This window comes from Paraglaciecola sp. 20A4, assembly GCF_011378905.1.
Taxonomy (GTDB): Bacteria; Pseudomonadota; Gammaproteobacteria; order Enterobacterales; family Alteromonadaceae; genus Paraglaciecola.
On the sequence record NZ_WTPY01000022.1, the window covers coordinates 16,491 to 30,235 of the forward strand.

Genomic DNA, 13,745 nt, shown 5'->3' on the forward strand with positions numbered 1-13,745 from the left:
CAGTTAGAAAACGAATGGCAGTAAGTAAGAAACCAAGGGCGTATTGGTTGCTTGCTGCCATCATCGTGACTTTAATACTTAGATTTAAATTGTTGCGGCCAATTCGGCCCCTTGCCTTATCGCTCGCTTGGCATCCAGTTCCGCGGCAACGTCGGCTCCACCGATGATATGCACGGGTTTGCCTAATGTAAGTAGGCTGTCATGCAGTTCCCGTAGTGGCTCTTGACCAGCACAAATAATGATATTGTCGGCCTCAATAATACGCGGTGCACCTTTGATACTGACGTGCAAACCTTGGTCGTCAATTTTAAGATACTCCACCGAGTTGATCATTTTGACGTTATGCTGTTTAAGCGACGCGCGATGAACCCAACCGGACGTTTTGCCTAACCCTGCACCCACTTTGCTCGATTTACGTTGCAACAAATACACTTCGCGCTGAGTGACAGATATTTGAGGTTGGGTTAACCCACCAGGGTGTTTTATATCTTTATCAATACCCCAATGGCTCAACCATTTATCAAGGTGTGTGGTTAATGCTTCTTGCTCGACTAGATATTCCGCTACGTCAAAGCCAATGCCACCGGCTCCAATAAGCGCCACTTTATTACCGACTGGTTTATGATCTCGCAGAACATCAATGTAGCTCAGTACTTTTTCGTGCTCAATGCCCGGAATAGCTAATTGTCTTGGCTTGATCCCCGTAGCCATTACAATTTCATCAAAGTCATGTTCGCGCAAACTATCTGCATCAGTTCTGGTATTCAAATGTAACGTTACCCCCGTAACCTCAATCATACGGGCGTAGTAACGCAAGGTCTCATAGAATTCTTCCTTACCTGGGATTTGCTTGGCGTAATTAAACTGGCCACCAATTTCACTGGCTTGCTCAAACAAATGTACTTGATGTCCACGCTGCGCTGCATAGGTAGCAAAGGCTAAACCTGCTGGCCCTGCGCCGATTACGGCGAGTTTTTTTGGGGTGACGACGGTTTTAAAAATTAACTCGGTTTCATAACACGCTTGGGGGTTGACCAAACAACTTGCGCGTTTTTGGGCAAAGGCGTGATCTAAGCATGCTTGATTACAGGCGATACAGGCGATACAGGTGTTGATTTGGTCAGACTCATTGCGCATGGCTTTTGCCACAAATTGTGAGTCTGCCAAAAAAGGCCGCGCCATGGACACCATATCCGCGTGACCATTTGCTAATACTGATTCTGCCACCTCAGGGGTATTGATCCGGTTAGTGGTAATCAGGGGAATTGATACCTCAGCTTTCATTTTTTGCGTGATCCACGTAAAGGCAGCTCTTGGCACTGATGTCACTATGGTGGGTATGCGAGCTTCATGCCAACCGATGCCAGTATTAATCAAGGTTGCACCTGCTTTCTCGATAGCTTTGGCAAGATAAACGACTTCGTCCCATGGTGCTCCGCCTTCCACCAAATCAAGCATCGATAGGCGGTAGATAATGATAAAATTAGTACCGACTTTTTGCCTTGTTTGACGGACTATTTCAATGGCTAAACGTGCGCGGTTTTCTAATCTACCACCCCATTCATCATCTCGATGATTGGTGCGCTCACAGAAAAACTGATTGATCAGGTAACCTTCAGAGCCCATTATCTCGACACCGTCATAGCCTGCCTCTTGGGCATACCCGGCACAGGCCACATAGTCGGCAATGGTCTTTTTAATGCCTCGAATAGAAAGCGCTTTAGGTTTAAAAGGCGCGATAGGCGCTTTTGTTGCAGAAGCCGATACATTAAAGGGATGATAACCATAGCGGCCTGAGTGCAGTATTTGCATACAGATTTTGCCGCCTTCGCGGTGTACCGCTTCGGTTATAATGCGATGCTTTTTAGCGTGGCGGCTAGAGCTCATGCGGCCTGCGAAAGGCGCAACCCAACCTGCAATGTTAGGGCTAATACCACCTGTCACAATTAACCCAACCCCCCCTTTGGCTCGCTCAGCATAGAACGCAGCTAATTTATCAAAGCCACCTTTTTCTTCTTCTAAACCCAAATGCATCGAGCCCATAAGCGTTCTGTTTTTTATGGTGGTAAACCCAAGCTCAAGAGGACTTAATAGATGAGGGAAAGGGGCTGGTGTTGTCATGATGTAAGCCTTATCAATACTTTTTGTTCAGAGTAAGGTGCTAACGAAGCAAGCGCAAGTGAACCATCGGTTATCGGGGTAAGCTATCGCAAAGCATATTGACAGGGTACATATCAATATTGCACATTGAGTTAAGGTTTAAGACATCAATCAATATACCGAAAAACAGGACAGTCAATGAATAAGAAAATAATCGCCGCGTTGCAACTTGGCTCATCTGCACACGGAACCGCCGCGACGTTAGCGCGCATTATAAGTTTTAAACATGCTATTGAAGACAGCAAGTGCGATTTATTGGTGTTACCAGAAGCGCTCTTGGGTGGGTACCCAAAAGGTGCGGATTTTGGCACGCGAGTGGGGTATCGAACTGAGCAGGGACGTGAAGATTACTTGGCTTATTTCCAGCAAGCGATTGAAATCGACGGACCTGAAGTTCAGGCGCTTACTGAGTTAGCAGTAGCGTGTAATACGTCCATCGTAATAGGGGTGATAGAACGCGGGGGGAGTACGCTTTATTGCACTGCATTGTTTATTACCCAAAATGGTGAGGTGAATAAACACAGAAAATTGATGCCGACTGCTAGTGAACGCCTTATATGGGGGATGGGCGATGGCTCAACCATTCCTATTGTAGACACCACCGCAGGGCGAGTAGGCGCGGCTATTTGCTGGGAAAATTATATGCCTTTGTTACGCAGTACTATGTACGCCAAAGGAATGGATATTTGGTGTGCGCCGACAGTAGATGACCGCGATATTTGGCAAGCGAGTATGCGCCATATTGCTTACGAGGGGCGTAATTTTTTAGTCAGTGCGTGCCAATATCAAGGGCCACCGTCACAAAATGGTACGTCAGAAATGGCCCTAGATACGAATTGGCCGGTGGATAAACCTCTTATTCGCGGAGGCAGTGTTATTGTATCGCCAATGGGAGAGGTGTTAGCAGGTCCGCTGTATAATGAAGAAGGATTGATCAGTGCCAAAGTGGATTTGGACGACATAATTAAAGCACGTTATGATTTAGATCCCGCAGGTCATTATTCACGCCCTGATGTCTTCAAATTGACCGTAGATGAACGCGCTAGACCACCTTTTAGCGCGGAGTAAAATATGGGCTAGCGTAGCTATCCGTTATTCACAGCAGGTTATGGCCGCTTGCTGTGAAGAACCATGCAGTTCTTAAGTGGTCAGCATATTAATCCATTCCAAATCGGCACAATATATTATCTCAATTGACTGTCTTTACTTCCACGGCGATTGATAGAAGATTTAACACTGGCGTGCTTCTCTATTTCTGTTTGACAGTTGATGCATAACTGAACGCCTGGCACAGCAATACGCCTACGTTGGGAAATGGGTTCATCACACTCTTCACAGTACTGGGCACTTTCTCCTTTAAGGATCTGACTTTTCGCCCGCGCTACCGCTTCATCAATGCTCGCGTCAATTTGTTCTTGTACAGCACCGTCTTTTGCCCAACCGCCAGCCATATTACCTCCTCGTCAATATTCACTTTAATATTAAATTTTGCATCACGCTTTTGAAGCGACCCCATGAAGAGCAACTGAATATGCAGCAGCTAAGTCGGAGGTACACAAGTTATAAGGGAGCAAGAAAAGTACCGACATTCGAAAAACGCGCTTAGTGACGATGGCGTAAGGGGGTTGGGTTTAACGGCTCAGCGCTAAATAAGGTTTTTTACCTTACGTTTCAGTATCGCTTACAACAGAGATGGAAAAATTTTCATAGTGCGTTAATAGAGAGAAATTTTGGCATAATAATCACATCTTATGGCTAATCAGTGCTCGGTATTCTTTTATCACTATTCTCAGTTTGTTGTCGTTAAAATGTTAAGTCGTTGAAATATAAAATGCCTATTTATACACCCAAAAAGCGTGCGCGCTTTGTGAGCAGTCACAGGTCAAACATGCTCAAAGGCATTGCTTACGGCGTGATTGATTACAGCGAACTTGTCATGTGCACAGGCCGATGTATACGAGACGATAAAGCAGATCATATTGCGCATCACCATAACTGTATAATTAAGGACTTCAACATCAACGGCGGGCAATGATTAATTCTGGCTACCGAGTTCGAACGACATTTAAGTACTGCGATAGGCGATGAACATATGTTACGACAATCATAACAACATACGGATCACCACCCATACGAAGGATGCCGAAAGCAAGGGCTTTACTGCAAGAAGCGTGTATAACGAAGCATATCGTCAGAGCCTTTGAATACATCACCTAACGTGACGCTGCCTATAATGTGAGCTAGGTTGCACGCCTAACCGCTTAAAACTTGTTAATTGTATTTCTGATAGGTACTTTACTAGATTGGGTGTCTGGTTATGTGCCATGTTTAGCCCGATTAAAACAAGCAGGAATGGCTTAAATTGCTTTTTCGGCAATTAAAAATAACCTTCACCATAAATATTGGAAAACTGATTTATGATTACTTTGCACGGTTTTGCGGCTAGCAACTATTACAACCTAGTCAAACATGTACTTATATACAAAGAACTGCCATTTGAAGAAAACCTTCTTTACGGGGGTAGTGCCGAGTTACTCGCAATCAGTCCTGCGGGCAAAGTACCTGTTATCACAACAGACGAAGGCCTTCATATTTCAGAGTCGAGTGTCATTTGTGATTTTATCGAAGAGACTTACCCTGCAATGCCACTGTATCCGGATAATGCTGGGGAACGTGCGGTTGTCCGTCAAATTATGAAAATTGCAGAGCTTTATTTTGAACTTCCAAGCAGGCGATTTATACCTTATGTATTTTCAGGCGCTGAGATTCCTGAATCAGTCAAAGTTGAAGTGCGCCAGGTATTAAACCGTGGCGTGAAGGCTTTAAGTCGTTTGTGTCGGTTTTCACCTTGGATCGTGGGTGAACAATTAACGATGGCTGATATCTACGTTTATCACGTAAACACTATTGTCAGCACTTTTGGCTCGAGCCAACTTGAATGGGATATACTTGCAGCGGTACCTGGAATGAAAGCGTGGAACGACGCCATGAGTCAATCTGTCATTAGTCAAAAAGTAGAGGCCGATCGTCTGGCTAACAAGACCGAATTTATGCAAAAGGTGAAAGCTCAGTTTGAAGCTGCGAATACTAAAAAGAACTCACTATAAAAAGCCATAGAAAATATCAAAATACGCTGTGAAATTTCAGCATAAAAGCTTACGTTAAAATAATAAAAATCGAACTTTTAAGCATGGCGTTATTAACTTTAACAACCAGCAACCCTTGCGTTTGTTAGTTGTAAAACAAACTGACTGGTTTGTCAGTGATACTGCCTTTCACTTTCTACTGCTATCTGAATTTTTATTAAGATATAACACGGGGAAAGTGTGACAAAGCTTTTCAGATGGGAACCTTTAAATCTATGGTGGTCTTTGTAATAGATAATAAAAAACTCGTCATTTGGAATCTATGCATTTTGACCCTATTTTACCCGCTGTTGTGGGCACAACGTTTATTGGCTTATTGCTCTCGTTAATCTTTAGACATTTCAAATTACCTCTGGTGCTGGCCTATATTCTGACCGGGCTTATTGTTGGCCCACAATGTTTAAGCTTAATTAATGATATTGATGTGATAGAAACCATGGGCTCACTCGGGGTCATACTGTTATTATTTTTTATAGGAATGGAGGTTAGCCCTGATAAACTGCGCCGCAGTTGGCGAGTGTCTATTGGTAGTACGGGATTACAGATCATTTTAAGCGTGGCCAGTATGTTTGTTATTGGCAGTTTACTAGACTGGTCAGCGCAACGTATCGTCTTGTTAGGGTTTGTTATGAGTCTCAGCAGCACCGCAGTGGTATTAAAGCTGATGCAAGATAAAAATGAGTTGCACAGCGAACAAGGGCAGCATGTTCTGGGTATCTTATTAGTACAAGACTTAGCTGTTATTCCCATGGTCATAGTTATTGGCATAATGGACGAGTCTGGGGTTCAATCTGATGTTGTTGCTATGCAGGTGGGCGCTGGCATAGGTGTATTGTTACTGGTGCGCTGGCTGCTCAATCAAGAACATATTGAATTTCGTTGGTTAAACAAGCTAAAGGTTAACCATGAACTACAGGTGTTTGGGGCACTATTGTGCTGTTTTGGTTTAGCCCTGTTATCTGGATTTATGCATTTATCGACCGCACTTGGCGCGTTTGTAGGCGGTATGCTGGTGGCTAAAATGAAAGACTCAATATGGATCCGAAGTAGTTTAGAAGCATTTCATGTGGTGTTTATTGCATTGTTTTTTATGTCCATTGGCATGTTACTCAATATGGAATTTATTGTACAAAACAGCACATTGCTGGGGACGTTACTCGTGATGGTGCTGGTGGGTAATACTATTATAGCCACGGTAACACTGCGATTACTGAAATTAAGTTGGTCTAAGAGTCTCTACACCGCGGCCATGCTTGCGCAAGTAGGGGAGTTCAGTTTTATTCTCGCTACACTGGGTCGCCAATCAAAACTGATTACTGATTATGGTTATCATGTAACGGTAGCGGTTATAGCATTAAGTTTGTTCGCCAGCCCTTTTTGGGTGGCATTAGCCCGAAAGATTTTACCTGCAGAGCATGTCTCTAAAGTGCCGTCTGATATTACTGAAGCATAGGTTGCAAAAAAGCCCTAAAATAGGGGTGGCAATTAATTTCGTGCACCACGGGCATACAAACGATAAACTACTTTTAGAAAGCGATTGATGTGATATGTTTTTGATTATTATTCAGGTCGCTTTTTCAGGTATAAAAGCGCTTTTTTGGGCGTTTCCAGTACCAATAATAACAACATCAATAATACCAGCACCAATAATAGAGAACCGTAATAATATGACCTTTAGATTAACCACTTACCTATTGATAGCACTGCTTTTTGCTAGTCATTCGTTGGCGGTTAATGGTATGAGTTGCTTTGCCATGCAAGGCAGCCAAGGCGATATGTTGTCCACACAATTGTCCGGTGGCTCTTACGACACTCACGCTACTGAAGCGCCTTGCATGATGCAAATGGGCGATAATGTGTTATCAACAAATGGTGATGCAAACAATGCTATAGAAAGCGAATGCTGTGGCGATAATTCTGCCGGGTCGTGCCATTGCCCTGTCGCTGCATGTGGTCTGCTAGCATTGATGTCTGCGCAATCTGTGTCCCCAATTTATCTCTCCGATGATAAAATTTTCAGTCGTTTATCGTCTATTCAAAGCCCTTTTCATTCCAAGTCAAAACGCCCTCCAATACACGGTTAAACCAGTCTAGTTGGGTCTTTTTTTAAGACTCAGTTGTTAATGTTTAACCGAAAAAGCTTCGTTCAAGCAAAGCTCTTTTCGTTTCTTACAGCACTATTTTCGTAGCGTTATCTGTTGTTACGAATGAATAGTAAAAATATTTTGTCGAGAGTAAAAATGAAATTGGCTAACGTATTAAGCCGCAAGCAAAGTACTGCACGTTGTATCGCGGGTACTTTGCTGACATGTGGTGTATTGGTGATCAGCATCCAAGCTGGGGCCGTGAATTTACAACAAGCGGTGTTACACGCTCAGCAAAATGACCCCTGGTTAGCAGGCAGTACGCAAAAGGAACAAGCGTTGAAAGCGCAAGGCGTGGCCGCTGATACCCTGCCTAATCCGGAATTTTCACTTGGTTTGCTAAGCGTACCCAGTGACGGTTTCGCCCTTAACCAAGAGCCAATGACACAGTTTAAGGTCGGTATTAAGCAAACGCTAACACGGGGTAACAGCCGAACCATATCCCGTCAGCGCTTTGATGAGTTGGCCGCGCAGCAGCCCTTACTACGTCAAGACCGCTTAGCCCAAGTAAAGCGAAATGTGACGAGTTTATGGATTGACTTATACAGCGCCAAGCACAGTATCGCACTCTCTATGAAGCAGCGGGAGGTGCTCTTACAGCTTATCGATATAGCTCAAACAAACTACGCAGCGGTTTATGCCAGCGGCCCAAAGCGCGGTACACAAAGTGATGTTCTGGAAGCGCAGTTCAGCGTTGCGAAATTAGATGACCGGATTAGCGCTTTACACACATTACAACGCACAGCCCAAGCCAATTTATGTCAGTGGTTAGCCTTAGAGCCGAACAATAACGATGATTATCGTTCGATTGAGGCTCGCACAGCTATTCAAACATGCGAGATAGATGAAGCCGCTGGGTCTGTTTTGCCTGTGTTGACGCCCTTGCCTGAGATACTCAAGGCTGAAAAGCTTAACCGCCATGCCATTACTCAAATTTTAATTGCGCACCCCAGAGTGAAAGCCCTTTACCAAGCGATAGCCGCGAGTAACAGCGGCGTGCGATTAGCGAAAGCGCAATACGACCCGAAGTGGGGCGTGAATGCCAGTTATGCCTATCGACAAGATGATGATTTTAATCGTAGCCGAGCAGATTTCTGGTCTGTTGGGGTCAGTGTTGATTTACCTATTTTTTCGACTACGAAACAAGACAGCCTGTTGGCCGTGTCCCATCATCAAAAAGAGTCACTGCGCACAGATTATCGTCTGTTACTGCGTGAAATGTTGGCTGAAGTTGATAGTTTACATGGCCAATATACTCAGGTGACAAAGCGTATTGAGCGTTACGACAAGGTTATCCTTACTAATATTGCCGAACAAAAAGAGGTCAGTATCGCCAATTTTAGTCACGACTATAGCAGTCTGTCACAGGCCTCAGAGATAGCCGTTATTGAGCTTGATGCTCAACTTGAGCAACTTAAATTGCTAAACCAACAATATAAAATTCAGGCCCAGATTGCGTATTTTTTACCTGTGCAGACATTAACCAATCAAGCGCTTTCTGCTCGCCAATATTTGTCATCAAACACATTAGGTGGTTTACCCCACACCGTGTCTCATCAGGAAAGTCAGCCATGAAAACAATCATTAGTGTCGTCGTCGCTTTTATCTTGGGCGGTATTATTGCCATAGGACTATATGCGCAGTTCGGCAATCATTTTATAACTGACGATAAAGCAAGTAATCATAGCCAGCTTGATGCTGGTGAACAAAATAAGCCTCTTTATTGGGTTGCACCGATGGATCCAAATTTTCGTCAGGACAAACCGGGGAAGTCACCCATGGGCATGGATCTTATTCCCTTTTATGGTGAAAAAAGTGGCGACAGTGATATGGCAGCGCAAGCAGGGGCAATTAAGGTATCACCTGATGTGGTTAATAACTTGGGTGTGCGCACTGCACATGCGCGCATGGCGAAGCTTGAGAACACCATTCATACCGTGGGTTATATTGGTTATAACGAAGATACCATAGTGCATATGCATCCTAGAGTGGAAGGTTGGGTCGACGCGCTTTACGTCAGTACTGCGGGAGAAGCGGTCACCAAGGGGCAAAAAATTTACGGGATTTATTCACCACAATTAGTCAGTGCCCAAGAAGAGTATTTGCTGGCGAAAAAGCGTAACAGTGCCGTGCTGGTTGATGCCGCCCGCCAGCGTTTACGGGCATTGCATATGCCTAAGCAAGCTATGGATCAACTTAATAGCAGCAATAAAGTGCTGCAAAGCGTCACTTTCTATGCGCCTCAATCAGGGGTATTGGAGCAATTGAAAATTCGCCATGGCTATTATGTTAAGCCTGGGGATACGCTGATGTCGATTGCCAGTTTGGATGAAGTGTGGGTTGAAGCTGAGGTATTCCAGCAGCAAGCCGGGTTACTTAAACGTGGGCTGCTTGTGACCATGAATGTGGGTTATTTACCTGAGCAACAATGGCGTGGCCAACTAGATTATATTTATCCGTCGCTTGATAAAACGACCCGTGCTTTAAGAGTGCGCTTGCGTTTCGATAATCCCCACCGTCAATTAAAACCTAATATGTTTGCTGATATTACGATTGAAGGAGAAGCCAGCAATAAGGTGTTACTTGTACCCCGCGAAGCTGTGATCCGAACGGGTCGTCAAGACCGGGTGGTTTTGGCCCTCGGTGATGGGTATTTTAAATCGGTCGAGGTGAAACTAGGTCGAATGGACAGTGACTTCATTGAGATTGCGGATGGTCTCAAAGAAGATGATGACGTCGTTACCTCGGCTCAGTTTTTATTAGATTCGCAAAGCAGTATTTCATCTGATTTTGTGCGCATGGATCACAGCAGTAATTTGACTATGTCGCAGATGAACACCATGACGGTGATGGAAGTGCCAGCGAGGGCAGACACAGAAAATACCCTGCACCAGCAAGCGACGGTCAGCGGCATCATTAACGAAATTAATGCAATTGCAAGAACGGTCAATATTAGCCGTGGGCCAATAGAAAAATGGCAGCGAGGACCTGCCACCATGGACTTTATCTTCAGCGAACAGCTTAGTAGTCAAGAAATTAAGAAGCTTAAAGCAGGTAGTGATATTACTTTTACCTTCGAACTACATGACGGAGAATTCGTTATAACGGCATTGTCACTCGCCGATGAGGCCGCGCTATGATTGTGCATATTATCCGCTGGTCGGTGAACAATCGTCTATTGGTGTTATTGCTCACGGCCATGGTCGTGGGATTAGGGTTATTTAGTATTAAACATACTCCTGTGGACGCCATACCTGATTTATCTGACGTGCAGGTGATCATTAAAACCAGCTACCCCGGGCAAACCCCGCAAGTGGTTGAAGATCAGGTGACGTATCCGCTAACCAGCGCGATGTTATCTGTGCCTGGGGCAACAACGGTTCGTGGCTTTTCATTTTTTGGCGACTCATATGTGTACATCATTTTTGATGACGATACCGACCCTTATTGGGCGCGTTCTCGGGTATTAGAATACTTATCGCAAGTCAGCCCAAACTTGCCTGCACAAGCAAGACCACAATTAGGACCTGACGCTACAGGTGTTGGCTGGGTCTATATGTATGCACTTAAGGATGAAACCGGAGGTCATGATTTAAGTGAGCTGCGCTCATTGCAGGACTGGTTTTTAAAATTTGAATTGCAATCTGTACCCGGTATCTCAGAAGTAGCTACGATAGGCGGTATGGTTAAGCAATATCAGGTGGTGGTTGAGCCAAATAAATTGCGTGCTTACAACATTCCCTTAAGTCTGATTCAAACTGCGATTCAAGCTGGGAATCAAGAGGTTGGGGCATCCGTTATTGAAATGGCAGAGGCCGAATATTTGGTCTCGAGCAATGGGTACATACAGAGCAAAGCCGATTTAGCATTGATCCCTTTAGGCTTTAACGACAATGGAGTGCCGGTGTTGTTGCGCGATGTGGCAAATATTCATCTTGGGCCGCAGATGCGCCGTGGCATCGCTGAGCTAAATGGGGAAGGTGAAGTGGTAGGCGGCATTGCGGTGATGCGTTTTGGTGAAAATGCACAAAAAACCATTGAAGCATTTAAAGAAAAACTTGAGGTTTTAAAACAAGGTTTACCTGACGGGGTTGAAATTGTCGCGGTTTATGACCGCTCTGAACTAATTGAGAGCGCGGTTGATCATTTGTGGTCGAAGTTGCTAGAAGAATTACTGATAGTGGGCGTTGTGTGCGCAGTGTTCTTATTTCATGTGCGCTCATCTTTGGTCGCTATTGTTAGCTTACCGTTGGGCATTTTAATCGCGTTTATCATCATGTATTGGCAGGGTATTAATGCCAATATTATGTCTCTAGGGGGAATAGCAATTGCCATTGGTGCCATGACCGACGGGGCAATTGTGATGATTGAAAATATGCATAAACATATGCAAGATGTTGAATTAACCGAACAGAACCGTTGGGACATCGTCATTAAGTCGGCCTCAGAAGTGGGGCCCGCGCTGTTCTTTAGTTTGCTTATTATTACGGTCAGCTTTTTACCGGTATTTATGCTTGAAGCCCAAGAAGGGCGAATGTTCGCGCCCCTAGCATTTACCAAAACCTATGCCATGGCCGCTTCGGCTGGGCTAGCCATCAGTGTCGTGCCTGTACTGATGGGGTATGCCATTCGCGGTAAGGTGATAAGTGAACATAAGAACCCGCTTAATCGTGCGTTGGTAGCTCTGTATATGCCGGCGTTAAAAACGGTACTGAGCTACCCTAAATCCACGTTATGTGTTGCTTTTATCATTGCGTTGATTGGCTTTTATCCACTCAAGGAAATTGGTAGCGAATTTATGCCGCCACTGGATGAGGGCGATTTAATGTATATGCCAACCACATATGCAGGGATATCAGTCGGTAAAGCTCGGGAAATTTTACAGCAAACTGATAAGCTGATCCGCACTGTGCCAGAGGTTAAAAATGTATTTGGTAAAATAGGTCGAGCGGATACCGCGACCGATCCTGCGCCATTAACGATGATTGAAACCTTTATACAATTTAAGCCAGAAGATGAATGGCGTGTGGGTATGACTAAAACTGATGTGCGTAAAGCATTAGAGCGGGTGGTTAATCTACCAGGCGTAACAAATTCCTGGGTTATGCCCATAAAAACACGCATTGATATGTTGGCAACGGGTATTAAAACCCCTGTGGGTATTAAAGTGGCTGGGGAAGATTTAGCGATCATTCAGCAAATTGGTCAAGACATAGAGCGGCTCCTAACGCCTATGCAGGGCTCGGCTTCAGTTTATGCTGAACGTGCGGTCGGCGGGCGATATATTAAGTTGGATATAGACCGAGAAGCCGCGGCTCGATATGGCCTTAGCGTTGGCGCTATTCAAAACGTGATAACGATGGCCATTGGCGGAGTGGACGTAGGGCAGTCAGTAGAAGGCCTTGCACGCTATCCGATAAACGTGCGTTATCCCCAGGCATACCGCGATTCTCCTGAGCAATTGCAGCGCTTGCCTATCATTACTAAAACGGGTCAACAGTTAACTTTAGGTGAGGTAGCCAGAGTTTATATTGATGATGGGCCAGCGGCGATTAAAAGCGAAAACGCCCGCTTAAATGGCTGGATATTTATTGATATAGACAATATCGATGTGAGCCACTATGTAGAAAAAGGACGAGCGCTGCTGAAAGAAAAACTGGAATTGCCTGCGGGTTATAGTGTGACGTGGGCTGGGCAGTATGAGTATATTGAGCGAGCCAAAGAAAAGCTTAATTACGTCATCCCATTGACCTTAGCCATTATCGTTTTGCTTTTGTATCTTAACTTTAAACGGTTTGCAGAAGTGGCTATTATCCTTGGAACACTGCCTTTAGCGATGATTGGCGGCATATGGCTAGTGTACCTTGCTGGCTTTAATTTATCTGTTGCCGTAGGCGTAGGTTTTATTGCGTTAGCTGGTGTGGCCGTTGAAATTGGCGTGATCATGCTGGTGTATTTGAATCAGGCTTACGCACAACTGTGCCTAGATGAACGAAACGTTGGTGGTCGTATTTCAGTGGAAAAGCTACGCCACAGCGTGATGCGAGGGGCAGGGCTTAGAGTACGGCCCGTTATGATGACTGTTGCCACCGTCATCATCGGCTTACTGCCTGTTATGTATGGCAGTGGAACAGGCGGGGAAGTAATGAGGCGTATTGCTGCGCCTATGGTTGGGGGTATGGCAAGCGCCTTGATACTCAGTTTACTGGTTGTGCCGGTAGTATATTTTTTATGGCGCAAGCGTGGTCTTACCGCGTAGATTTATCTGATAGTAAAAAGCGCCCCAAATTACGCT

General features: G+C 44.9%; 9 protein-coding genes. 7 read left to right on the plus strand and 2 right to left on the minus strand.

The features are described from left to right. Positions 1-84 precede the first annotated feature (84 nt). A complete protein-coding gene (locus GQS54_RS16960) occupies positions 85-2,121 on the minus strand; it encodes an NADPH-dependent 2,4-dienoyl-CoA reductase (RefSeq protein ID WP_166425138.1) in 2,037 nt (678 codons plus the stop codon). A gap of 177 nt (positions 2,122-2,298) precedes the next feature. On the opposite strand from GQS54_RS16960, the gene GQS54_RS16965 reads away from it, so the two are divergent. Then, complete coding sequence (locus GQS54_RS16965) at positions 2,299-3,228, plus strand: carbon-nitrogen hydrolase family protein (RefSeq protein ID WP_166425139.1); 930 nt, start codon at positions 2,299-2,301, stop codon at positions 3,226-3,228. Between the two features lie 116 nt (positions 3,229-3,344). On the opposite strand, the gene GQS54_RS16970 is transcribed toward GQS54_RS16965, so the two are convergent. Next, positions 3,345-3,611 (minus strand): DksA/TraR family C4-type zinc finger protein, encoded by a 267-nt coding sequence (locus GQS54_RS16970; RefSeq protein ID WP_166425140.1) that lies wholly within the window; start codon positions 3,609-3,611, stop codon positions 3,345-3,347. A 966-nt stretch (positions 3,612-4,577) separates the two neighbouring features. Here GQS54_RS16970 and GQS54_RS16975 point away from each other — a divergent pair. The 6 genes from GQS54_RS16975 (at position 4,578) to GQS54_RS17000 (ending at position 13,709) form a co-directional block, all read left to right on the plus strand. Beyond that, positions 4,578-5,267, plus strand: coding sequence for a glutathione S-transferase family protein (locus GQS54_RS16975; protein WP_166425141.1), 690 nt, complete (start codon positions 4,578-4,580; stop codon positions 5,265-5,267). 301 nt (positions 5,268-5,568) lie between these two features. Beyond that, the gene (locus GQS54_RS16980) at positions 5,569-6,759 is read left to right on the plus strand and encodes a cation:proton antiporter (protein WP_166425142.1); all 1,191 of its coding nucleotides are present in this window, start codon (positions 5,569-5,571) and stop codon (positions 6,757-6,759) included. Between the two features lie 214 nt (positions 6,760-6,973). Further along, positions 6,974-7,390 (plus strand): hypothetical protein, encoded by a 417-nt coding sequence (locus GQS54_RS16985; RefSeq protein ID WP_166425143.1) that lies wholly within the window; start codon positions 6,974-6,976, stop codon positions 7,388-7,390. A 156-nt stretch (positions 7,391-7,546) separates the two neighbouring features. Beyond that, the gene (locus GQS54_RS16990) at positions 7,547-9,025 is read left to right on the plus strand and encodes a TolC family protein (protein ID WP_166425144.1); all 1,479 of its coding nucleotides are present in this window, start codon (positions 7,547-7,549) and stop codon (positions 9,023-9,025) included. Next, on the plus strand, positions 9,022-10,590 hold the full coding sequence (locus GQS54_RS16995) for an efflux RND transporter periplasmic adaptor subunit (RefSeq protein ID WP_166425145.1): 1,569 nt from the start codon (positions 9,022-9,024) through the stop codon (positions 10,588-10,590). The genes GQS54_RS16990 and GQS54_RS16995 overlap by 4 nt, the downstream gene beginning before the upstream one ends. Then, a complete protein-coding gene (locus tag GQS54_RS17000; RefSeq protein WP_166425146.1) occupies positions 10,587-13,709 on the plus strand; it encodes a CusA/CzcA family heavy metal efflux RND transporter in 3,123 nt (1,040 codons plus the stop codon). The genes GQS54_RS16995 and GQS54_RS17000 overlap by 4 nt, the downstream gene beginning before the upstream one ends. Positions 13,710-13,745 lie beyond the last annotated feature (36 nt).